Source organism: Chryseobacterium sp. BIGb0232 (assembly GCF_024810195.1).
GTDB lineage: Bacteria > Bacteroidota > Bacteroidia > Flavobacteriales > Weeksellaceae > Chryseobacterium > Chryseobacterium pennae.
The window spans coordinates 168,321-192,119 of the sequence record NZ_JANUEH010000007.1 but is presented as its reverse complement, the minus strand read 5'-3'; the positions used below and the strand labels follow the sequence as shown (position 1 = coordinate 192,119).

The following is a 23,799-nucleotide window of genomic DNA, read 5'->3' as shown; positions in this document are numbered from 1 at the left end:
ACCATTTTATTCAGAAAATAATTCAGTCTATCAGCAATTTAAAATTAATACTCTATAATCCAATCAAATATAAATAGCTGAAAACTAAAACACTAAACACAGCTCATCTAAAATGAAAACTCTCTGTCCACAAAAAAGACTAAAAAAATGTTTTATCGTAAAGAATTTTATATATTTGCAGCATCTAACAATTAAAAAAATAATTTACTATGTCAGACATTGCATCAAGAGTAAAAGCTATCATCGCTGATAAGCTTGACGTTGAAGAAACAGAAGTAACTCCTGAAGCTAGCTTCACTAACGATTTAGGAGCAGATTCACTAGATACAGTTGAGTTAATCATGGAATTTGAAAAAGAATTTAACATTCAGATCCCTGATGACCAAGCTGAAAAAATTACTACTGTAGGGCACGCTATCGCTTACATCGAAGAAGTAGTAAATAAATAATATTCTTCAACAAAAAAGAAATTAAACAAAGTTTATGGAATTAAAAAGAGTAGTTGTAACAGGTTTTGGAGCAATAACACCAATCGGAAATAATGCAAAAGAATACTGGGAAAATCTTGTAAAAGGTGAGAGCGGAGCCGCTCCGATTACTCTTTTTGATGCCACAAACTTTAAAACCAAGTTCGCTTGTGAGGTGAAAGGTTTCGATCCATTACAGCATTTCGATAAGAAAGAAGCTAAAAAAATGGACCGAAATACTCAATTGGGGCTTGTTGCTGCTAAAGAAGCAGTAGCACATTCCGGCATTATTGAAGATAATGTAGATAAAAACAGAGTTGGTGTAATTTGGGGCTCCGGAATCGGAGGTCTGGAAACATTTGAAACGGAAGTTTTAGGATGGGCAAATACGGAGATTCCTAGATTCAACCCGTTCTTTATTCCTAAGATGATTGCTGATATGACTCCTGGTCAGATCTCAATTGAATATGGTTTCCATGGTCCTAACTATACAACTGTATCTGCATGTGCTTCTTCAGCTAATGCTATAATTGATTCCAAGATGCTTATCCAATTAGGGAAAGCAGACGTGATTGTGTGCGGAGGCTCTGAAGCAGCCGTTACGGCAAGTGGTGTCGGTGGATTCAATGCAATGATGGCACTTTCTACAAGAAATGATGATCCTACAACAGCTTCAAGACCTTTTGACAAAGACAGAGATGGATTTGTATTAGGTGAAGGTGCTGGATGTATTATTCTTGAAGAATATGAGCACGCGGTAAAACGTGGGGCTACAATTTATGCAGAATTATTAGGAGGCGGTATGAGTGCAGATGCATATCATATGACCGCTCCACATCCTGAAGGCCTTGGTGCTTATCTGGTAATGAAAAACTGTTTGGAAGATGCAGGCTTAACTGCTGATGAAGTAGATCATATCAACATGCATGGTACTTCTACTCCATTAGGAGATATTGCAGAATCCAACGCAATTTCGAAATTATTAGGCGAGCATGCTTTTGACATTCAGATCAATTCTACAAAGTCAATGACAGGTCACCTTTTAGGGGCTGCAGGTGTTATTGAGGCTATCGCTGCGTTAGGAACTATTATTCATGGTATTGTTCCTCCTACCATTAACCATTTCACTGATGATGAAAAGATTGACAGCAGACTAAACTTTACGTTTAACACTGCCGTTAAGAAAGATGTAAAAGTAGCCATGAGCAATACTTTTGGATTTGGCGGGCATAACGCTTGCGTTCTATTTAAGAAAATCTAAATTCAATGAATGGAGTTACAGAAATACTTTTCTAAATTCCTTCTCAAAAAAAGAAAAAGACAATTAACGGAAAGAGATTATTTCCTCAGTACTGAACTTAAAAAAGTTTTGGGTACAGAGGTAGAAAATATGGCTCTTTACCGTGAGGCTTTTTCTTTAAAAAATTCTTCTAAAAATCAAGACAGTAATTACGAAAGGCTTGAATTTTTAGGAGATTCTGTTTTGGGTACAATTATTTCTTGTCATTTGTTCCAGACCTATCCTCAGGCTAATGAAGGATATCTGACACAGATGAAATCTAAGATTGTTAATAGGAAAAATCTTAATAAACTAGGGGAAGACCTTAAGCTTACAGACCTTCTGCAAAAGCAGAATAATTCTTCAGCTTTAGGGGAAAATATCTCTGGAAATTTATTTGAAGCTTTAATCGGTGCCGTTTATCTGGATTTCCATTATGACACTTGCAGAAAGATCATTCTGGAAAGACTTCTGACCCCTTCCGAAATTAACAAACTTGAAAATAAAATTGTCAGCTACAAAGGTCTCCTTCTTGAATGGAGCCAGAAGAAGAAGGTAAGTATAAAGTACGAAACCTGTGAGGAAATACAGCCCAACAAGGCAGTTATGTTCCGTTGTCATGTATGGCTGGGTGATGAAAAGATTGCCAATGCCACAGAAACCTCCAAGAAAAAGGCTGAAGAAAAGGCAGCACAGAGGGCTTTTTATATTTTAAATAAAAAAGAAAATATACTTGGAAATTCAAAAACTTTATGATCTGGATGAGGTAGAATTTGAAGATATTGCCATAGGATTGGTAAGATTAGCAAAAGATATACCCGCTCATGAGTTTTTCTATAAAATAAATCAACTTAACAATCTCAGTTTTTCAAGAAAAAAAGACATGGTCTTTCATGGGGATTATTATGATTATTTTTTTCCAAGGTTTGAAGCTTATCACAAGTTTTCTAAGACCTGTTTTACCTTTATTTCAAATAAATCTTCTGAAAGTAAACAAAAAAAAGTTCAAACCGAGCTCTTTACAGAAGAAGAAAACATTAAATTTTTATTAAATAATCAGGTAGATGTAGAATATATTCTGCATAGTTCGGAACAGTTTCCTGATTTTTCCGTAATTTTGCTCCCTGAAAATCTTGTTTTTCCAATTCAAGATTATACACTGAGTTCTGATGAGGAACTTTATCAAATTATCCAGTATTATGAATAAGTATTTAAAGAAGACAAAAATTATCGCAACACTAGGACCTGCTTCATCATCGAAGGAGGTAATGTTAGATCTAATGAAGGCGGGTGTTGATATTTTCAGAATAAATTTTTCCCATGCAGATTACGACTTAGTTCGATCAAATATTGAAATAATTAGAGAGCTAAACAACGAGTATGGTTATTCAGTGGGTATCTTAGGAGACCTTCAGGGACCTAAGCTAAGAGTAGGTGTCGTAAAAGAAGGATCATATTTGAACCCTGGAGATATTCTTACTTTCACTAATGAAAAGATGGAAGGAGACTCTACCAAGGTTTATATGACTTATCAACAGTTTCCACAGGATGTAAAAGTAGGGGAAAGAATCCTTATTGATGATGGAAAACTGATGTTGGAGGTTATCGAAACCAATGAAATAGATACTGTAAAAGCAAAAACCATTCAGGGAGGTCCGTTAAGTTCTAAAAAAGGAGTTAATCTACCTAACACGAATGTTTCTCTTCCTGCATTGACAGAAAAGGATATTCAGGATGCTAATTTCATGCTTGACATGGAGGTAGACTGGATCGCTCTTTCTTTCGTACGTCATGCACAGGATATCATTGATTTGAAAGAATTAATTGCAAAACATCCAAACGGTAAATTCAAAACTCCGATTATCGCTAAGATTGAAAAGCCTGAAGGGGTTAAAAATATTGAAGAAATCTTATTGGAATGTGATGGACTGATGGTTGCCCGTGGTGACTTAGGAGTTGAAGTTCCAATGGAGGAAGTTCCAGCTATCCAGAAAAACCTGGTAGAGAAAGCTAGATTCTATTCCAAGCCGGTAATTATTGCCACTCAGATGATGGAAACAATGATCAACAGCTTAACGCCAACCAGAGCGGAAGTAAATGACGTTGCCAACTCTGTATTGGATGGAGCTGATGCGGTAATGCTTTCAGGAGAAACTTCTGTAGGAAGATATCCGGTACAGGTGGTAGAAAATATGGCTAAAATTGTAAAAAACATTGAAACCACTCACTTCTATCAACACAAGAACGAACCAATTGAAAAAGACTATAACTGCATCGATGAGAGATTCATTACGAACAGGGTATGTCTTGCAGCGGTAAGAATTGCTAAAACAACAAACGTTTCTGCGATCGTAACCTTGACTCACTCAGGATATACAGCTTTCCAGCTTGCAGCTCACAGACCTAACTCTCAGATTATCGTATACAGTGGAAACAAAAGAGTAATTACTATGCTGAACCTTCTTTGGGGTGTTCACGCTTACTATTACGATATGAAAAAGTCTACCGACGAAACCATTATCCAGGTAAATATGCTAACCCATAATTACGGTTATATTGAGACAGGTGACTTCGTTATCAACATCAATGCTACTCCATCGTATGAAGGGGGTAAAACTAATACGTTGAGATTAACGACAGTTTAATTGAATAAGCAATAAGCAATAAGCAATAAGCAATAAGCAATAAGCAAAGTTACTTTTTGCCAAAGCATAAAAAACTCCCGGAAATTGATTTTCGGGAGTTTTTATTTTATAATATAGGTTTAAAACTTAGTTACCTACAATAGTCTTTGCCGTTACAAACTCTTTTAAAGCATGTAAAGAAAGCTCTGTTCCATACCCTGATCCCTTTGAGCCTCCGAATGGGAAACGTGGGTCAGAACTGGTCATTCTGTTGATATTAACGGTTCCTGATTCCAGGTTTTCAATAAAGAATAGCTGACGGTCTTTGTCTTTAGTCCAGACAGAGTTTGAAAGCCCGAAAGGAATATCATTGGCAATCTGTAATGCTTCTTCAGCATCCTTTGCAATCATGACCATTCCAAGTGGTCCGAAAAGTTCTTCTTTTAAAATTGGATTTCCTTCCTTAACTCTGATTAAACCCGGTTGAAATTGATTCTCTGAAATTCTCTCCAAAGGAAGAATGATTTCAGCACCATTTTCCAACGCTCTGTTGAACTGAGCTTCTAACTCATCAGCTAAGTCTGGTCTTGCCATTCCTGCTAATCTAGTTTCTTTATTTAAAGGATCTCCGATTTTATATTTTTTATATTCTTCAATGAAAATAGGTAAAAACTGATCTTCGATCTTTTCATCAATAATAAATCTTTTAGCTGCAGTACAAGTTTGTCCACAGTTTTGAAGCCTTGATTTTGCTCCGGCTTTTGCAGCTCCTTCAAGATCTGCATCCTCAAAAATGATAAATGCATCACTTCCTCCCAATTCAAGTAAAGATTTTTTAATATTTAAGCCTGCAATAGATGCTACTTCACCTCCTGCTTTTCCACTTCCTGTAAGACTTACTCCCTTTACAGCATCGTGCTCAAGAATTTCTTTTACTGCTTTGTGTCCTACTTCAAGATTCTGGAATACTCCTTCTGGGAAACCTGCTTCCAAAAGCACTTCTTCTATTGCATTTCCGCTTCCGAAACAAATTGAAGCATGTTTTAAAACCACTGTATTTCCAGCCAAAATTGCAGGAACAGCAAATCTCAATACCTGCCAGAAAGGAAAGTTCCAGGGCATTACTCCCAGGATTACTCCTTTAGGAGCATAATGAACTTCAGAATAGGTAAATTCAGATTCTATTTCTTCGGGTTTTAAAATATTTTCAGCATTGGCATAATAGTTCATCATTAAAGCGCACTTTTCTACCTCAGCAATCGATTCCGAAATGGGTTTATTCATTTCCGTAGTAATGATCCTTCCAAATTTCTCTGAATTATTTTTTAGTATTTCTGCTGCTTTTGCGATTAACTTCTGCTTTTCTTCAAACGGCACTTTTCGCCACACTGAAAACACACCATCTGCTTTAATAAGCTTGTTTTCAATTAATTGTTCCATAATATAATTTCTGTTTTAAATTCAGCTAATGAATTTATGAGCACTTTTATTTTAAAAGCACGATAAAGTCAGCAAATTCTATTCCTTAAGGGTCAAAAAAAGAATGATTTTCTCTATCGGAAGAATATAGACTTCTCTTAAATCATTAGCCATTCATTCACCAGACAAGCTGCAAGTCTTGCCGTTCTGTCCTGAATATCGAACGACGGATTGACTTCTGCTACATCTAATGCAACCAGTTTTTTGTTTTTTAAGATATGCCTGTAAAAATGCATAAAGGTTGCGTCTGCAAAGATACCATTATATGCTGAAGCTGAAACCCCCGGAGCGATAGATGCATTAAAAACATCCATACAAATGGTAAGATAAACATAATCTACATTCTCCAGCAGGTCATCAATACGCTGATAAATAGAGGGGAGGTTTTCAAAGAATAATTCATCTGCAAGGATATATTTCATTCCATATTGATGCGCTGTATCAAAGAGTTTTAAGGTATTGGAATTCCTCTGAATCCCGATGTGTAAAGAATTAATAGATCCTTCCTGGGCAATTTGCCAGAATCCGGTTCCTGAGCTTGGTCCTACTCCCTTTTCCGGTTGTCTGTTATCAAAGTGAGCATCAATATTGATAATTCCTATTTTTTGTTCCGGAAAAGCTGTTTTAATCCCTAAATAATGAGCATAAGTCACTTCATGTCCCCCACCCAAAACGAGTGATTTACCACCTTTTAAAAGCACTTTTGAAACATTTTTGGCAAGATTGTTCTGAGTATTTTCCAGGTTACCATCCTCACAAGTAATGTTTCCGAAATCCAGCATGGCAAAATTGGGAAGAATTACTGGAAAATTAGCCATATTTTTTCTGATCACGTTGGGTGCATCTTTAGCACCCTGACGGCCTTTATTCCTCCTGACTCCTTCATCCACAGCAAAACCGTGCAAAGCGAAATCATTCGTTAAAATATTATCGTAATTCTGTTCTTCCTTTACTCTCTGAAATAGCCTGTGGAAAAGAAGCTCTTCTCCATCTAATCTACCCTGCCAAATATTTTGAAGCATAATCCTTTAAAATTCAATTTTAGTCACATCATTCTATTCAGTAAAGCTAATTAATATTGTTTACATATAAAAACTCCTTTGCACATTATATAAAGAATTCGTTGCAAGAATATTACCTATAAAAAATGTGGAAAAGAAAAGCTTATCCACATTTTTTATTTTAAACAGCGTTATTATAATACTTAAAATACTGCCAGTATTTATCTTTAAAGATATTGAATGAGATTTTATATTCAGGGTTTCTATCTTTTATAGTTTTAAAAACTTTAGAGATTTCTCTGAAATCTTTACCTGCAAAATAGCTTTCTTTGATGTTGTTTGAAGTTTCCCTACCTATATACAGATATCCTTTTTCTTTCAGGTTTTCAATAGCTTTATCTTCAATTTCACTTAATATTTCAAAATCTTCTTTTTCCGGAAGTCCGTCATTATGTTCACCGTTATAATGGAACTTAAGGACTGATATCCATGGATAGGAAGCTTTTTCATGATAGTTTAATAAAGAGATATTCATACAGGCGATGAGGGGTTTTTCATTATCAAGAGTTGCTCTGAGAATAGAAAATTCTTCTTCAACATCAGCGCTCTTTATACTTTTATACTTTTCTGTAAATTCTCTTTCCCGCCATGACAGGAAGTCTTTCAGTTTTTCAATAGGAACAAGGTCCTGTTTAGCCTTATCTATTTCAACTACAGTGAAAGTATCAATCTGAGTCGCAAAATTCAATTCTCCTAAAAAGCTATCCAAAAAGATGCAAACACCTGTTGTTACAGCGTTTTTATTTTCAGTATTTCCATCATAAACAAAGACTAGGTCAATTTCATCGGGATATTCTTCCTGCTCTTTGGAATAGAAGAAAATATTATCTTTCGAAAAGCTATACTCTCCCATCTCAACGCCTACATTTTCTATATTTTTTTCAGGCTTTAAGGCTGTAAACTTCCAATGACCAAGTGTAGGAGCTGCTTCAATAAGTTCTTCTATAAAAACAATATTCCGGATTTCTCCATCTGCCGTAAGAACTAATTCTGCTGTAGAATCATTGCTCATTCCGGTCAGAAAGTAAAATCCTTCATTGATCTGTCTTAGCTTGGCAGCAATATGATCAAAAAAATCTTTTTCAATAGCTTCCTGGCCACCGTTTTTAACGATCTCATAAAAGTATTTTTCTTTTGCTAGAAACCAATCCCAAAAATCTTTATAATCCAACTGCTTCTGCTCCATTTCAAATAGTATTTAATCAATTTGCTTACCGTCAATATAAACATGTTCAGCCTTAAGACTTCCCTGATTATAAAGAACATTTTGGAAATTATCAGTTTTAAACGTCACAAAATCTGCTTTTTTTCCCGCTTCAAGTTTCCCTCTGTCTTCAAGATTAAGAGCATACGCAGCACGGTAAGTCATTCCGGCTAATACCTCAGCTGTTGTCAGCTTCTGGAATGTGGCCAAAATAGAAGCCTGAGTGATCAGGTTTCCCATAGGTGCTGACCCCGGATTCCAATCACTTGCAATCGCGACAATAGCTCCTGCATCTAATAATTTTCTTGCTGGTGTAAATTTTTCGCCCAATCCTAAACTTGCTCCCGGCAGTGCGGTTGCTACAGTATCCGATTTTGCCAGGAAATCGATATCTTCATCAATGGTAGCTTCCAGATGGTCTGCTGACTTCGCTCCCACTTCTACTGCAATTCTTGAACTTCCCGGTGTAAACTGGTCTGCATGAACGGTTATTTCAAAACCTAAATCTTTAGTTTTAAGTAAAAATTCTTTACTTTCTTCCGGTTGGAATGCTGATTTCTCAATAAAGATATCTACACGCTTCGCCAGATTTTCTTCTTTTACTTTTGGAAGTATTTCGGTCAGAATATAGTTAAGATATTCTGGATTACTACCTTCGAAATCTCTTGGTTTTAAGTGAGCGGAAAGACAGGTAGGAACTAAAGTTGCTTTTGTGGATTCCTGAGCTTTTTTAATGATTCGAAGCATTTTTAATTCGTTCTCCACATCCAGTCCATAGCCACTTTTAACTTCAATGGTAGTAATTCCAAGATCCACAAGGAACTTGATTCTTTCCAGCAATGTTTTCAATAATTCTTCTTCTGAAGCATTTCTTGTATGCTGTACAGAACTCCAGATTCCACCACCACTTTCAGCAATCTCCAAATAAGTTTTCCCTGCATTACGCATCGCAAAGTCATTGGCTCGGTTTCCACCAAAGCAAATATGAGTATGTGAATCTACAAAGGCAGGCAGAACCACCTGTTCTCCTTCAATGGATTCTATTTCTATTGTTGGATTTTCATTTTTCAAAGTTTCAAAATTACCCATTTTCTGAATGGTTTCATTTTCAACTATTATTCCTCCATCAACAATAATTTCTAATTGTTCGTCTGTAAGTTTTCCTCTTAGCGGAAGGTTGGCAAGTGTTACAACCTGCTTAAATGGGCCTATTAATTTCATTTATTTAGGATAAAGGTTAGAAAATGAATGATCTCTATTTAATTTCAAATACAATCAATCAAATTTTAATTTTCCTCTCAAAAATACTTAAAATATCTCAATTTCGTTCTTAGTCTCAGTGTAAACCTCAGCCTAAATCTTAATCTCAGTTTCAAATTCACCTTTTCTCAATCTTCATTTCAATCTTAGCCTAAATTTGCTATCTTTGAGGTAAATGAAATGAATTAATGCCAGATTTTTTACATCCAGATAAGGAAAACTACTCTCGGGAGGAGTTGATGCAGGAAGAACAAATTCGTCCCCAAAGCTTTAAAGATTTTGCGGGACAGAGAAAAACGCTGGAAAATCTTGAGGTTTTTGTGACTGCTGCCAAGAGACGTGGCGGTGCACTTGATCATGTCCTTTTGCATGGTCCACCAGGTTTAGGAAAAACAACTTTAGCCAATATTATTGCCAATGAACTTGGGGTAAACTGTAAGATTACCTCTGGTCCTGTATTAGATAAGCCCGGAAGTTTAGCCGGCTTACTCACCAATCTGGAAGAAAATGATGTTCTTTTCATTGATGAGATTCACCGTCTTTCACCGGTTGTAGAGGAATATCTGTATTCAGCAATGGAAGATTATAAAATCGATATTATGTTGGAAACAGGTCCTAACGCAAGAAGTGTACAAATCGGACTGAATCCTTTTACGCTTGTGGGAGCAACTACCAGAAGCGGTATGCTTACCAAACCTATGCTTGCAAGATTTGGTATCCAAAGCCGGCTGGAATATTATTCTATTGAGCTTTTATCGATGATTATTCAGAGAAGTGCAAGGGTTTTAGGAGTAGTTATCTATGAAGATGCTGCTATTGAAATTGCAAGAAGAAGCCGTGGAACACCAAGGATTGCCAATGCTTTACTGAGAAGGGTGCGTGACTTTGCAGAAATCAAAGGGAATGGTGAAATTGAAATTAATATAACCAAATATGCCTTGAACTCTCTAAACGTGGATGAGTTTGGATTGGATGAAATGGATAATAAGATCATGCGTGTTATGATTGAAAACTTTAAGGGAAAACCGGTAGGAATTTCCGCTTTGGCAACGTCTATTGGAGAAAATCCGGAAACGCTGGAAGAGGTCTATGAACCGTTTTTAATCCAGGAAGGGTTTATTATCAGAACTCCTAGAGGTAGAGAGGTTACTGATAAAGCGTATCAGCATTTAAGTATTTCAAGACCGAAAAATCCGGGAGAACTCTTCTAGCTTAAAGTCAGGTTTTTGTTCAGGTTTTGAGTTTAAGATTTAAAAAGAAGAATTGCTAATTTATGTTTGTTCCTAAATTGTACAGAAGTGAAGATATGGATGTGATGAGAGAAATTATCAAGGTAAATTCTTTTGCATTGTTCATTTCTTCTGTTGATAAAATCCGTGCCACACATTCCATGATGATGCTGAATGAAAGTGATCCGGAAAATCCCTATATTGAAACTCATATTTCAAGGGCTAATCCGCAGGCGAAAACCCTGAAAAACGGAGATGAAGTGTTATGTGACTTTTTAGGTGCCCATACTTATATTTCCAGCAGCTGGTATGACCATATCAATGTTTCCACATGGAATTATGAAGCAGTACAGATCTATGGAAAAGTGGAGTTAATGGATCAAGATGAACTGTATGCACATCTGGATAAATTAACCTCGAAATATGAACAGTTTCAGCAATGTCCCATGATGGTAAAAGATATGGGAAGAGAATTTGTGGAAAAAGAAATGAAAGGAGCCTTCGGGATAAAGGTTATTCCAACAGAAGTCTTCATCAAACAAAAACTGTCTCAGAACAGAAAGGAGAATGATTTTAATAATATCATTTCGCATCTGGAACAATCGGATGAAGATGCCCGGAAAATTGCTGAGAAAATGAAATTAATAAAGAAATAAATCAAAATATATATGAAGTTATATCCAATACAATGTGGAAAATTTAAACTGGACGGCGGTGCTATGTTTGGTGTCGTCCCAAAGAGTCTGTGGGAAAAAACCAACCCGGCAGACGAAAAAAACTTAATCGAATTAGGAACCCGCTCCCTGCTTATTGAGGATGGAAAAAAACTGATCCTTGTAGACTGCGGTCTGGGCAACAAACAGGATGATAAATTCTTTGGGCATTATTCTCTTTGGGGAGATGATACCTTAGATAAAAATTTAAAAAAATATGGCTTTGTAAAGGAGGATATTACTGATGTATTTCTTACTCACCTTCACTTTGACCACTGTGGCGGTGCTATAGAATGGAATGATGACAGAACAGGCTACAGGCCTGCTTTTAAAAATGCACAATTCTGGACAAATGAAAACCATTGGCAGTGGGCAACAGAGCCTAATGCAAGAGAAAAAGCCAGCTTTCTGAAAGAAAATATTATCCCTATTCAGGAAAGCGGGCAGCTGAACTTTTTACCCCTTCCTACTACCGGAAATTACGGATTTGCTCCTGATCTGAAAATGGATGTCATTTTCGTAGACGGACATACGGAGAAACAAATGCTTCCTGTTATTCAGTACCAGGAAAAAACAGTTGTTTTTGCGGCAGACCTTATTCCTACTGCAGGACATATCAATCAGGTATATGTAATGGGATATGATACAAGACCCCTTTTAACACTGGAAGAAAAAGGAAAATTCCTTAAACAGTGTGTAGATAATGAATATTTATTATTTTTTGAACATGATGCTCACCATGAGCTGGCAAGCCTTAAAATGACTGAAAAAGGAGTAAGGCTTGATGAAACGTTCAGTTTTAATGATGTTTTTGGGTATTAATTTTTAATTATGGAAGAATTACATTCAGAGGCTCAACAAGCAGAGCCACCCGCACCCAAGATCATTGGTTTAACAGGAGGAATTGGCTCGGGAAAATCTACAGTTGCTAAATTCATTGAAGAATTTGGTTTTCCGGTTTATTATTCTGACGATAGAGCAAAAGATATTGTCAATGATAATGAGGATCTGAAAGTTCAGATCAAAACATTACTGGGAGATGAAGCTTATGATGAAAATGGCTTATATGACAGGAAATTTGTAGCAGCTAAGGTTTTTAATAACACTGATCTCCTTCAGCAATTAAATGAGATTATTCATCCTGCAGTACGCATTGATTTTGAATCTTGGATAAAGCAGCAAACCAAATATCTGGTTTTTAAGGAAACAGCTTTATTATTTGAGCTAAGACTCAACAGACAATGTTATAAATCTCTATTGGTAACTGCAGAGGATAATATCCGAATCAAAAGAGTAATGGATAGGGATAGCAAAACCTATCGTGAGGTAGAAGCTGTTATGGAAAAGCAAATGCCTGAAAAAGATAAGATTAAAATGGCAGACTGTATCATTTATAATAATACAAATCTGGAAGAACTGAAAGAGCAAACCGAAAAGGTCATCTTTGCTATTGAATAAATCGTTAGCTTTCCTAACTTTTATATAAAAAAGCCCTCATTTCTGAGGGCTTTCTTTATATACATTATTCTTTAATAAATTTCTTTTGTGCAGTTTTATCATTATCATCAATATCTATTACATAGACCCCTTTGATAAGCCTGCTTACATTGAGTTGATTATTCAGAAGAATCCCGTTTGTTACAATCTGTCCTGCTGTATTGTAAATTTTATATTTTGCTTTCTTGCTGATATTCTTCACATATAATACTGAACTTACAGGATTAGGATAGATTAAAATATCTGTTTGGTTCAGAGGATTAGGAGTATATTTCCCAGATATCCTTATGGAATAGTCTTCTACTTCTCCGCTTTTAATATTAACACAGTTTACCGGAATACCATCACGCTCCATTGCAACCCGCATCACTACATACTTATAATCTGTCATACTTACAAAAGCGTCTGCCGGCACATTGAATCTTCCCGTAACAGGAGTTGTTGTATTTGGTGGGGAGGCGAGCACTTTTTCATCAATATCAAATTCTCCATTTCGGTTAAAATCAATCCATACGGCAATTCCTTCCTTATGGCTGGTTCCTGTCCATTTTTTTTCAATTGTGATTTCATTATCTGTAGACCCCTGAACCATTTCTATAAATGCCTTAGGAACTCCGGAATAATCCGTATAAGTTGATGCTCCTGACGCATTTTCCATAACCGGCTTCCCATTTGGTCTTACAGTGACCTTGGCAATGTGTTCATTCGTAGCATTTCCGGAAACCATTTTACAATACGTTACAATTGGGGTTATAAAATAGTATGTAAGTGTGAATGTTCCTGGTGATGCTCCGTTACACACATTGGCGACCTGCATTTCGTATTTTGTATTCTCCAGTAATCCTGTTAATGTATAGGCATTTGTGGCCACAGGAATATTGGTCCAGCTTGGAACCCCCACTCTTCTATATCTGAGAATATAAGTTACTCCTGGGAAAGAATCCCATTTAATTTCTGCTGAAGTAGGTAATAACTGGGTGATCGTTAATCCTGGTGGAGGAAGCTCACAGTTTCTTTCTGTTGTAAATACAATTGAATTTGAATATGAATTCCAAATCGTCTCATTCGCACACTGGCTTGCAATCTGTACTTCATAGGTATTATATGGAACTAATCCAGATAACATATAACTATTAATCGGGGCAGCCGGAAGATCAATTTCAGGATTAGGCCAACCTGTAACCCCTACTTTTCTCCATCTCATTTTATATTTTACATTTACTACTGCAGTATTCCAGGTAACAACTGCAGTATTTGTTGTAACACTACCTACCGTAACACTTGGCGGAGCAGGATCACATCTTGTCGTGAATGTTTGGACAGGAGTAAATATTCCTGCTGTTTTTCCACAATTTGCAGCCACCTGTACTTCATAGGTAGTAGAAGGAAACAGGTTATTAAGCGTATATGGAATACTTGAAACGTATACATCAGTCCATGTTGGGGTCCCTTGCACTCTATATTGCAGAAGATAAGTAAGGTTATTAGCTGCTGCCACCCAATTAATGTTGGCTGAATTATGGGTTATAGTATTCACCATAAAACCTGTTGGAGTATCTGTACTGCATGGTCTTAAACGTACTACATAATCTTCCACTTCCCCATCTATTGCATTCTGGCACATTACAGGAGCGCTGTTTCGTTTCAGGACAACTCTCATTGTAGTTGTTAACGGTCCAGAATAGGCTCCCGCGGGAACATTAAATTTAGCAGTAACAAGAGTAGTTGAACTGGCTGCAGAAATAAGAATCCTTTCTGAATTATCAAAAACACCATCTCTGTTAAAATCAATCCATGCTGTAACCGCTACACTTCCTGTAGCTCCGGTCCAATCTTTAACAACGGAAATCTTATTATCAACAGAACCTATTTCCAGTGTGATCAATGTAGCCGGAGTTGTATAGCTGATATAATTTGTTTGTGCAGAATTATTATTCATTACCGGCAATCCGGGATTTATCGGAGTAATCGTCACATTTGAAATATGATCATTGATTCCTGTTCCGGTCATAGAACAATATGTTAATATAGGAGTGGTAAATTGCTGTGAAGGAGAAAATTGCCCCTGCACAGCTCCATTACATTTGGTAGCTACCTGAACTTCATACTGAGTCTGCTCCGTTAAGCCTGAAATAGTATAATTATTTATGGGAGCTGGTACAGGATTTATAGTGGTCCATGTAGGGGCTCCTATTTTTCTGTATCTTAAAACATAGATAGCCCCCGTTGTTGCAGCCCATGACACATTTGCAGAATTGGGGGTAAGGTTAGTGATTGTGATATTAGAGGGTGTAGCATTGGTACATGCTGGTATATCAATAATTTTCACTGCATAATCCTCAACTTCACCATTAGTAAATGAGGTGCATACATTAGGATTATTCACATCTCTTAAAATTACCCGCATACGTGTTGTAAGTGGTCCTGCATAGGCACCTGCCGGCACCTGAAATGTTCCTGTTACAGGAGTAACTGTATTATTGGATACATTTAAAATTCTTTCAGAAGTTTCAAAAGTACCATTTTTATTAAAATCAATCCAGGCACTTGCAGCTTTGTTACTCATAGCAGCAGGCCAGGATTTGGAAACCGAAATGGTATTATTGTTAGTTCCTCTAACTACAGTAATTAACTGTGCAGCATTTACAGAATAATCTGTATAATTATTGGCTCCAGAGGAATTACTCATAGTATAGGAATTTGTTGCAGCTACTGTTACATTAGAGATATAACCATTGTCTGTATTACTGGAGGTTACTGCACAATAAGGAGTCATAAACAATGTTGGCGCGGAAAAATTACCGGTTATTCCTGAGCAGATATTGGCAATCTGAACTTCATAATGTGTTCCTGCTGTTAATCCTGTAAGTGTTACCGTATTTGTAATAGGATTTGGTGCATAAGTTGTCCAGGCAGAAGTTCCTGCAACACGATACTGCACAATATAGGTAGCATTAAATGAAGCATTCCAGGTGATTGTTGCAGAGTTTTGAGTCAGGGTTGTAGCTACTACCCCTCCCGGAGGATTGGAAGTACAGATTGGTAATGTATCTATTGAAGCACTACCTATAGCATAAAATACATTATTGATAGCACTTACCCTGATTTTGGCAATCCCACCAACTGTAAGGGGAAAGGAACTAAAGTCTAACGTTTCACTTCCGTCATTAGGAGTTGAAGCAGTCACTACGTTCCAGCTTCCTCCATTATCTGTAGTAAAATCTATTTTTACATTGGCTGCATTATAAGGTGCTGTATTAGTTCCTACAACATCCCAGGTTACGTTTGTTGGTCCGTTATTATAAACCGTGGTGGGGTTTACTTTGAAAGGACCGTTATTTCCTACAATAATAGTCTGAACCGCGGACTGAGTCTGTTGCTGATTGGCAAGTGGATGATTATCCCTTACTGTTATTGAAAATTTTGTTGTTCTTGCAACTGTAGACACTGCTTCCCAACCATTGATATCATGTAAAACTCCTGCTAATACAGAGGACAATTTAGGAAAATAACGAATAGGGCTTGTAGATGGTATTACAGATCTGAATGATGCACCGGAAATTGTATTTCCCAAGTTGATATTATCAATAGGAGGAGTGTTATCAAGCATAGCATCTGCCTGTTCCCAGGTATAGGTCATTGGATCGTTTTCAGCATCTGTGGCTGAAGCTGTCAGAACAAATGCTGTTCCTTTAGGAATATTATAGGTAGGCAGAGCAGCAATTACTGGAGAATTATTTGTTATTGCTGTTTCTATATCACATGTCGCGGTAGTTAAGACTGTTTGAACCTGATTAATACTGTTTCTAAGGAAATAAGCATCACTATTGGGCTGTATATCAAATGTTCCTCCTGGAGAAGGGGCAGTACCGGCATTGCCATTTGCAACTCCTGCATAGCCCATAATTGTTGTACCTGAGCCGGGTTCAAATTGTGTATTGGGTCCTTGAAACTCATACATAAATGTATGATTTCCTCCCAGTTGATGTCCCATTTCATGAGCAACAAAGTCAACATCAAAAGTATCTCCCTGTGGAACTCCATTAGCGGGAGAGGTATAGCCTGAACCTTTACCGTTTCCTGTTGCTGGATTTGGATTGCCTGGATCTAAACAAATACAGCCAATACAGCCAGCCATCCCTCCTCCTCCTGATGCACCAAATAGATGTCCAATATCATAATTGGCATGTCCCACATTGGAAGCTAGTGTTTGCTGCAATTCTGTACTCCATGGAAAATTTGGGGGTGAATTTCCTATGCTTGCAGGAGAGTAAGGATCAGTATTGGGATTTGTATATATGACATTCGGGTAGTTTTGTAAATTTAAATGAAGGGCAAAATCTTTTTCAAAGATTCCATTTACCCTGGTGAGTGTAGCGTTAATAGCTGTTAAAGCTCCTGCCACTGTACCTCCAAAAAACTGGGTGTATTCACCCGTAACAGACATAGCCAATCTCAACGTTCTATATTTTCGGTCAGAAGATCGTTTAAAATCTGTAGGTTGATTAGTAAAAGATTTTCCATATTGATGAAGATTTTCTATTTCTTGCTGATCACCCTCTCGTTCCCTAGTTGAACATATAAAACCATTTTTTCCACCTGATGTTTTCGGGTGGACTTCGTAGATTGTTTTATCTACATTGGCTGGTTCTATAAACTCGGTTCCTTCACTGGTCATAATCATAGACTGAAAATCATTAGGAGCCAGGCTAAACCGTAAATATTTAGAGGGATCATCTACTCCTACCCCTACATAGGAGCCTAACTGATATTGATCGGCCAACTCTTTCACTACAACAGGAAAACTATACACAGCAAATCTTTCAATTTTTCCACTTACAGTGGGTAAAGATATAGTGACAGGTCGAGCTTTTTGACCTGTCTCCTGTGCTCTCTCTAATTGAGATTTTAACAATGAAATGTCCAAAGAATAAAAGTTTTTGGCCTGTGAGCCCTTGTGAATCGCTTTTCCTCTGAATGCCGAAGGAGTCCATTGTGCATGGAACATTGCCAACAAGCTAAGGAAAAAGAAAGAAGTAAAAATTTTCTTCATAGTATTTCTCAAAACTTTGTATTAATCTCACAAACCTACTCACTTTATTATCAATAAACAACATTAAAACACAAATACAATATAAAGTCACTAATAAAACATTAAATAAATTGAAAATTTAAACAAATAATCATTATTCGAATAAAAATATCAACAATTGTTGATTTATTTTCCTTAAAATAAAAATCTGAGCAAAAAAAATAAGCCTTCATTTCTGAAGGCTTATTCTATATGAAATTTAGCTAATTATTCTTTGATAAATTTCTTTTGAGCAGTATTACCGTTATCATCGATATCTATTACATAAACACCGTTAATCAATTTGCTAACGTTAAGTTCATTATTTAATAGAATACCTTCTACTACGATTTGCCCTGCAGCATTGTAGATTTTATATTTAGCTTTTCTGCTGATATTTTTCACATACAATACTGTACTTACAGGATTAGGATAGATCAGGATCTCTGTCTGGTCAATCGGATTAGAAGCTCCCAATTTAGAAATTCTAACTGTATAATCTTCAACTTCTCCGTTTTTAACATTCACACAGGCTACAGGAACACCATCTCTTTCCATTGCCACTCTCATTACTACATATTTGTAATCTGTTGTACTTACAAATGCGTCTGCCGGTACACTGAACTTACCTGATATAGGAGTGTCAAGGCTTGGATATGAAGTCAGGATTTTTTCGTTGATATCAAACTCTCCATTTCTGTCGAAGTCGATCCAAACTGAAATTCCTTCTTTATACGTTTTTCCAATCCATTTTTTCTCGATGATAATTTCATTATCTGTAGATCCCTGGATCAGTTCAATCATTGCCTTAGGAACACCTGTATAATCTGTATAGCTTGATCCTTTTGATGCATTTTCCATTTTAGGTTTTCCATTTGGAATAACAGTTACCTTAGAAATGTACTCTGCTGCTGAATTTTCTGATTTCATCTTACAGTAAATCACAGTAGGTGTTGTAAAGTAGTACGGAGGAGTATAATTTCCTGGTTTTCCGCTACAGATATTAACGACCTGCATTTCATACTTTGTCATTTCTACAAGACCATCCAATACAGCTTTATTAACAGGTGTAGTAATTTCTGTCCAGCTTGGAATACCCACTTTTCTATATCTAAGGATATAGGTAGCTCCCGGATATGCATCCCATGCAACCTCTGCAGTCGTTGGCAATAGTTGAGTAATTGTCAGTCCCGGAGGCGGGATTTCACATATTCTTGTGGTTGTAAATACCTGAGAATTTGAGAAATCATTCCAGTTGGTTTCACCAGCACATTGATTGGCAATCTGAACTTCATAAGTAACAAATGAATCCAGATTATTCAGTACATAAGTGTTGGTAGGAGCAGCAGGAAGATTGATTTCAGCATTTGGCCAATTTGGAGTTCCTACTTTTCTCCATCTCATTTTATATATAGCATTTGGTACTATTGGATTCCACGTAATCAAAGCACTTGTTGGAGTGATATTGCTTACGGTTACTGTCGGAGGTGTTGGATCACATCTCGTCGAGAAAGTCTGAATTGGTGTAGCTGGTCCCACTGTTCCACCACACATTGTAGAAACTTCAATTTCGTAAATTGTTGCAGGATTTAATCCTGTAATAGTAAGTGGAACATTTCCTAATACTGTAGATGCATAAATCTGCGTCCATGTAGAAGTTCCCTTTACTCTATATTTTACAAGATAAGTTGTCGTATTAAGAGCTCCTGATAAATTAACAACAATCGAAGTATGAGCCGGAGTCCCAAAAACAGGTGGATTTGGCATCGCATTACTACATGGTCTGATTCTTACCGCATAATCTTCAACTTCACCATTTGCAGCATTTGCACAGGCTGTTGGAACACTTCCATTCTTCAGCATTACTCTCATCGTTGTAGTATATGGTCCTGTATAAGCTGTAGGAACATTAGGAACAGTAAACAGATCAGTAACCGGAGTGGTAGTACTTGCCGGAGAATTAAGAATTCTTTCAGAAGTTTCAAACTGTCCGTTTCTGTTATAATCGATCCAGGCTACAACGGCATCATTACCTGATGATCCTGTCCATCCTTTTCCAACAGCAATTTTATTACCACTTGAATTTGCATCTAAAGTAATAAGAGTAGCTGGTGTTGTATAGCTTGTATAATAGTTCTGAACAGTTGTGTTGCTCATCACAGGAACACCTAAATTAGATGAAGTAACAGTAACATTTGAAATGTGGTCGTTATCTCCACTACCTGTTACCGGACAATATTGCAGCGGTAATGTAGTAAATGGCATAAGTGCAGACCAAGCTCCTGTTATCCCACCACAGATCGTAGCTACCTGAACTTCATACTCAGTTTGCTCTATTAAAGTGTTTGTTGGAATAGTATAAACATTTCCAGGTGCCGGTATTGTGTTAATAGGAACCCAAGCATTCCCTGGTGCCACTTTCTTTCTATACTGTAGTTTATAGGTTGCCCCAGTAGCTGCAGTCCAAGAGAATGTTGCACTTGTATCAGTAATGTTTGAAATCGTAATATTTGTTGGCGGAGCCGTTGTACATACTGGCTGATCAATCAATCTTACTCCATAATCCTCTACTTCTCCACTGCCTGTAAAAGGCCCACAAGGAGAGTCAACATCATCATTCATCATAACCACTCGCATACGGGTCAAAAGAGGCCCATCATAAGTAGCTGGAGATGGCGGAAGTGCTATTGTGAAACCAGTACCTGTTGAATTCACAGGATTGGTTGTGCTATAAGAACCATTAACAAATCTTTCAGTAGGTTCAAAAACTCCATTTCTGTTAAGGTCAATCCATACTCCTATTCCATAGCTTGATGAAGAACCAGGCCAGAATTTAGTAATCGTTATTTTATTATTTGATGTACCTCTCACTAAAGTAACTAATCTTGTAGGATCAGCAGAGTAATCTTTATATCCATCATATCCTGAATTACTCACCATTAACGGACCGTTCGTAGGAGTAACTACAACTTTACCAATATACCCGCTTGGCATAGCAGTAGGCGGAACATTAGCACAGTATGTAAGAGCTGGTGTTGTAAAATTAGTACTTGCAGAGAATGGTCCCTGTGGACTACCGTTACAAATTGTTGCGATCTGAACTTCATATGTAGTTCCATCTGCCAAATTAATCAACTGTTGATTACTAGCCAGAACTGCTGTAGCTGGCATCGTTTTCCAAGGTCCACCAGAAGTTGGTCTGTATTGTACCACATAAGTAGCTCCTAGTGAAGGCGTCCATGTAACAATAGCAGTACTTGAAGTAATACTATTTATGGCAATATTAGTAGGTGGTACTGCAGAACAAGGTACAAGTTCTATCCCAGTAAGTCTAATTTTCGGAATATCTTTGTGTCTACTAGTTGCAGTTGGAGGAGAAGCAGGATCCGGATTGGTGCTATCATTTCTGTATAAAATTCCTCTCTCAACACTAACTGGGAAACTTCCCCATCTGGCTTTCGTAGCTGACGCATAACCTGGAGAGTTTTCATCCACAGCAATAACAATATTACTTGTTCCATCCCATAACATCGGAGTAGTTAATGGTATGGTAACCCACGTTCCGGCTGTCATTGTAGGAAGAGTACCTTCCCATACTTTTTTCAAAGAAGAATATGGTACCCAACTTGAACTTCCAGGAAAACTATTTTGCGTGGTATTGCCCATATAGACTACCCACTCATTATATTTATTCTGCTCAGCAGTAACAGGCTGTTCAACATAGAACTTAAGTTCAGTGATAAATTTGCCAGCTCCTACAGCTCCTAAAACTTCTGCAGCAGTGTAAATCTGCTGAGAATAGTTATATCCATAGTAAGCATTTACAGGAAGCTCTTCTGTATAAGCAGTTCCGGTTCCTATCTGCCCAGGGGCAAATGCAGGTCCCTCAACCCAGGAGCTTTTGTCTGTAGGTGTACAAACGGCTCTTACCCACCAATAATAAGTGGTTCCTGATACCAATGGAGATAAAGGGGCAGAAGTTCCTGCAACAATAGTTCCTATTGTACCAACAGCTGAAGTCGGTGGTGTCCCCGTTGTATTGTAATATACTTCATATCCTCCTGCAGGTGCTGAACTCGAAGCTGCCCAACCAACAACAACACTTGTAGGTGTCATTGATCCTACCGTCAGGGAACCAGCAGTTGAAGGAACCGGAAGACACGTAGGTGGTGTTGCAAAAGATTTTGGCGTAGTATTCCAAGCACTTTGATCTGTTGCGCTACATCTTGCCCTTACCCATACATAATAGGTTGTATTAGGAAGTAAAGGAGTAAGTATTGCACTTGTTCCTGACGGAACATTCTGTGTTGCCGGAGCTCCTGGAGGAGGCGTTGCCCCCGTAGTATTATAATAAATATCAAATCCTAATGCAGGTGTATAACCAAACGCAGTCCAGGAAATCGCCGCTGTTGTAGGCGTTATTGTTCCTGTTGTAATAGTTCCGGCAGCAGGCATTGCCGGACATGTAGCCGGCGTAGCAAAGGCAAATGATGCAGACCACTCACTTTGATCAGTTGCACTACATCTTGCTCTTACCCAAACATAATAAGTCGTATTAGGTAGCAATGGGCCAATCGTAGCGGTAGGTGTTGCCGGCGGGACAGTTACATTAGGTGCTGTGCCGGCTGCCGGTGGTACATTAGTTGTGTTATAATACACATCATACCCTAATGCAGGTACCGGTGCATAAGCAGGCCACTTGATCTCAGCACTTGTTGCTGTAATTGTTCCGGCAGTGATTACACCACCAGGAGGCATAGACAAACATGATGGTGGCGTTCCGAAGGTCATCTGAATATTAGGTCTGTTACCCGTAACCGTACCATTTCCGGTAGGCGCTGTAGTGTTGCCTTGAATATACATATGTCCTGTTGGTACACTAGAATAAGTAAGCTTTGCTCCTGTAGTGAAGGTTCCAGAACCACCATAGTTAGTTTCTACAAGCACCATAAGGTTATCCACTCCATTATAAGTGAAAGGAAGCTGTAAAGGGACAGTATACCATCCTGTTGGTACAAGACCTACAGTTCCACTATATAATAAGGTAGCCCCGGTAGTTGCAGCAGCCCAGTTTTGAGCTGTAAGCGTTGTAGCAGGTACAGCTTTTATATAAATTTTTAGAGGAATCCCTATATTGAAAGTTGAGGTAGAATTCCATCCCAAGGATAAAATACTTCCAGCAGTTCCTCCTGCGGCAGCAATTTCTGCAGCCGTGTAAACAGATGCGGAGCGTTCAAATCCATAAGCAACCCCTAAAGGATACTTTTGGATCGTCGTTCCGGTACCAATTGTAATGGTTTGTGCCTGCATGGACAATCCGATGACCATACAGAGCAATGCAATGAGCACCTTAAAAGGTCGGCTCATTTTACAGAGTAAAAGTCCACTCATATTTTTTAAATTTAATAATGATAACGATAATTAAGAATTATAGTATTTCCATTTTGACAAGGTTCGTACTTTATTTCCAAAACCTCGTAATTTACAGAGTATCTGTAGTAAAAAAAGTAATTTTATTCCATAAACTAATATTTTAATATTTACACAAATCTAAACATTTTTTCATTATAATACATTCTTTAAATTGTTTTTTTGTAAAAATTAAACTATAATACCCTATATGATTAAAAATAAAGAATCCATATAAATTCAGTAAATTTATATGGATTTGACCCTATTATTATTTTTTAATGCATTCAATAATTTCCGAAAAATATTATCTTTTATCGCAATACTATAATTTACATTCAACAACCAAAGCACATTTACTTTATTATCATCAATAAATACTTTTTTAACGATTTAACTTCCAAATTGCACATTCATAAGGTTAATACGTGAGAAACGCTGGGAGTATTCAGAATATCATTTACAGAGTTTGGAGAAATTACAAAGCTGCTGTCTTTTTTATTTAC

Annotated in this window: 15 protein-coding genes; 9 read left to right on the top strand and 6 right to left on the bottom strand. The window is 37.3% G+C overall.

Annotated elements, in window-relative coordinates:
• Positions 1-209: 209 nt before the first annotated feature.
• The 5 genes from M2372_RS16595 to pyk are packed head-to-tail and all read left to right on the top strand — an operon-like array spanning position 210 to position 4,391.
• Positions 210-449 (top strand): acyl carrier protein, encoded by a 240-nt coding sequence (locus tag M2372_RS16595; protein ID WP_002976354.1) that lies wholly within the window; start codon positions 210-212, stop codon positions 447-449.
• A 34-nt stretch (positions 450-483) separates the two neighbouring features.
• Positions 484-1,728 carry a beta-ketoacyl-ACP synthase II gene (fabF, locus tag M2372_RS16590; protein WP_115970444.1) on the top strand — a complete coding sequence of 415 codons (1,245 nt, stop codon included), beginning with the start codon at positions 484-486 and terminating at the stop codon, positions 1,726-1,728.
• A 9-nt stretch (positions 1,729-1,737) separates the two neighbouring features.
• On the top strand, positions 1,738-2,502 hold the full coding sequence (gene rnc, locus M2372_RS16585) for a ribonuclease III (protein ID WP_123320878.1): 765 nt from the start codon (positions 1,738-1,740) through the stop codon (positions 2,500-2,502).
• The gene (locus tag M2372_RS16580) at positions 2,480-2,953 is read left to right on the top strand and encodes an IPExxxVDY family protein (protein WP_115970446.1); all 474 of its coding nucleotides are present in this window, start codon (positions 2,480-2,482) and stop codon (positions 2,951-2,953) included. The genes rnc and M2372_RS16580 overlap by 23 nt, the downstream gene beginning before the upstream one ends.
• Positions 2,946-4,391 carry a pyruvate kinase gene (pyk, locus tag M2372_RS16575; protein ID WP_115970581.1) on the top strand — a complete coding sequence of 482 codons (1,446 nt, stop codon included), beginning with the start codon at positions 2,946-2,948 and terminating at the stop codon, positions 4,389-4,391. The genes M2372_RS16580 and pyk overlap by 8 nt, the downstream gene beginning before the upstream one ends.
• 126 nt (positions 4,392-4,517) lie before the next feature.
• Here pyk and M2372_RS16570 read toward each other — a convergent pair whose 3' ends face one another.
• From M2372_RS16570 to hutI, 4 genes are all read right to left on the bottom strand, one after another.
• On the bottom strand, positions 4,518-5,810 hold the full coding sequence (locus tag M2372_RS16570; protein ID WP_123320879.1) for an aldehyde dehydrogenase family protein: 1,293 nt from the start codon (positions 5,808-5,810) through the stop codon (positions 4,518-4,520).
• A 137-nt stretch (positions 5,811-5,947) separates the two neighbouring features.
• Positions 5,948-6,871, bottom strand: a complete 924-nt coding sequence (gene hutG, locus M2372_RS16565) for a formimidoylglutamase (protein ID WP_123320880.1) — start codon at positions 6,869-6,871, stop codon at positions 5,948-5,950.
• 160 nt (positions 6,872-7,031) lie between these two features.
• Complete coding sequence (locus M2372_RS16560) at positions 7,032-8,096, bottom strand: DUF695 domain-containing protein (protein ID WP_123320881.1); 1,065 nt, start codon at positions 8,094-8,096, stop codon at positions 7,032-7,034.
• Positions 8,097-8,108: 12 nt separating this feature from the next.
• Positions 8,109-9,335 carry an imidazolonepropionase gene (gene hutI / locus M2372_RS16555; protein WP_123320882.1) on the bottom strand — a complete coding sequence of 409 codons (1,227 nt, stop codon included), beginning with the start codon at positions 9,333-9,335 and terminating at the stop codon, positions 8,109-8,111.
• 227 nt (positions 9,336-9,562) lie between these two features.
• Between hutI and ruvB the strand changes: the two genes are divergently transcribed.
• From ruvB to coaE, 4 genes are all read left to right on the top strand, one after another.
• The gene (gene ruvB / locus M2372_RS16550; protein ID WP_115970451.1) at positions 9,563-10,585 is read left to right on the top strand and encodes a Holliday junction branch migration DNA helicase RuvB; all 1,023 of its coding nucleotides are present in this window, start codon (positions 9,563-9,565) and stop codon (positions 10,583-10,585) included.
• 62 nt (positions 10,586-10,647) lie between these two features.
• Positions 10,648-11,259 carry an FMN-binding negative transcriptional regulator gene (locus tag M2372_RS16545; protein ID WP_123320883.1) on the top strand — a complete coding sequence of 204 codons (612 nt, stop codon included), beginning with the start codon at positions 10,648-10,650 and terminating at the stop codon, positions 11,257-11,259.
• A 12-nt stretch (positions 11,260-11,271) separates the two neighbouring features.
• Positions 11,272-12,138 carry an MBL fold metallo-hydrolase gene (locus M2372_RS16540; RefSeq protein ID WP_115970453.1) on the top strand — a complete coding sequence of 289 codons (867 nt, stop codon included), beginning with the start codon at positions 11,272-11,274 and terminating at the stop codon, positions 12,136-12,138.
• A gap of 9 nt (positions 12,139-12,147) precedes the next feature.
• Positions 12,148-12,774, top strand: a complete 627-nt coding sequence (gene coaE, locus M2372_RS16535) for a dephospho-CoA kinase (RefSeq protein WP_115970454.1) — start codon at positions 12,148-12,150, stop codon at positions 12,772-12,774.
• A gap of 64 nt (positions 12,775-12,838) precedes the next feature.
• Here coaE and M2372_RS16530 read toward each other — a convergent pair whose 3' ends face one another.
• Entirely contained in the window at positions 12,839-17,866 is a 5,028-nt protein-coding gene (locus tag M2372_RS16530) for a GEVED domain-containing protein (RefSeq protein ID WP_123320884.1), read from the bottom strand.
• Between the two features lie 246 nt (positions 17,867-18,112).
• Positions 18,113-23,275: a fibronectin type III domain-containing protein gene (locus M2372_RS16525; protein ID WP_123320885.1), complete on the bottom strand. Its 5,163-nt coding sequence runs from the start codon at positions 23,273-23,275 to the stop codon at positions 18,113-18,115.
• Positions 23,276-23,799: the final 524 nt, after the last annotated feature.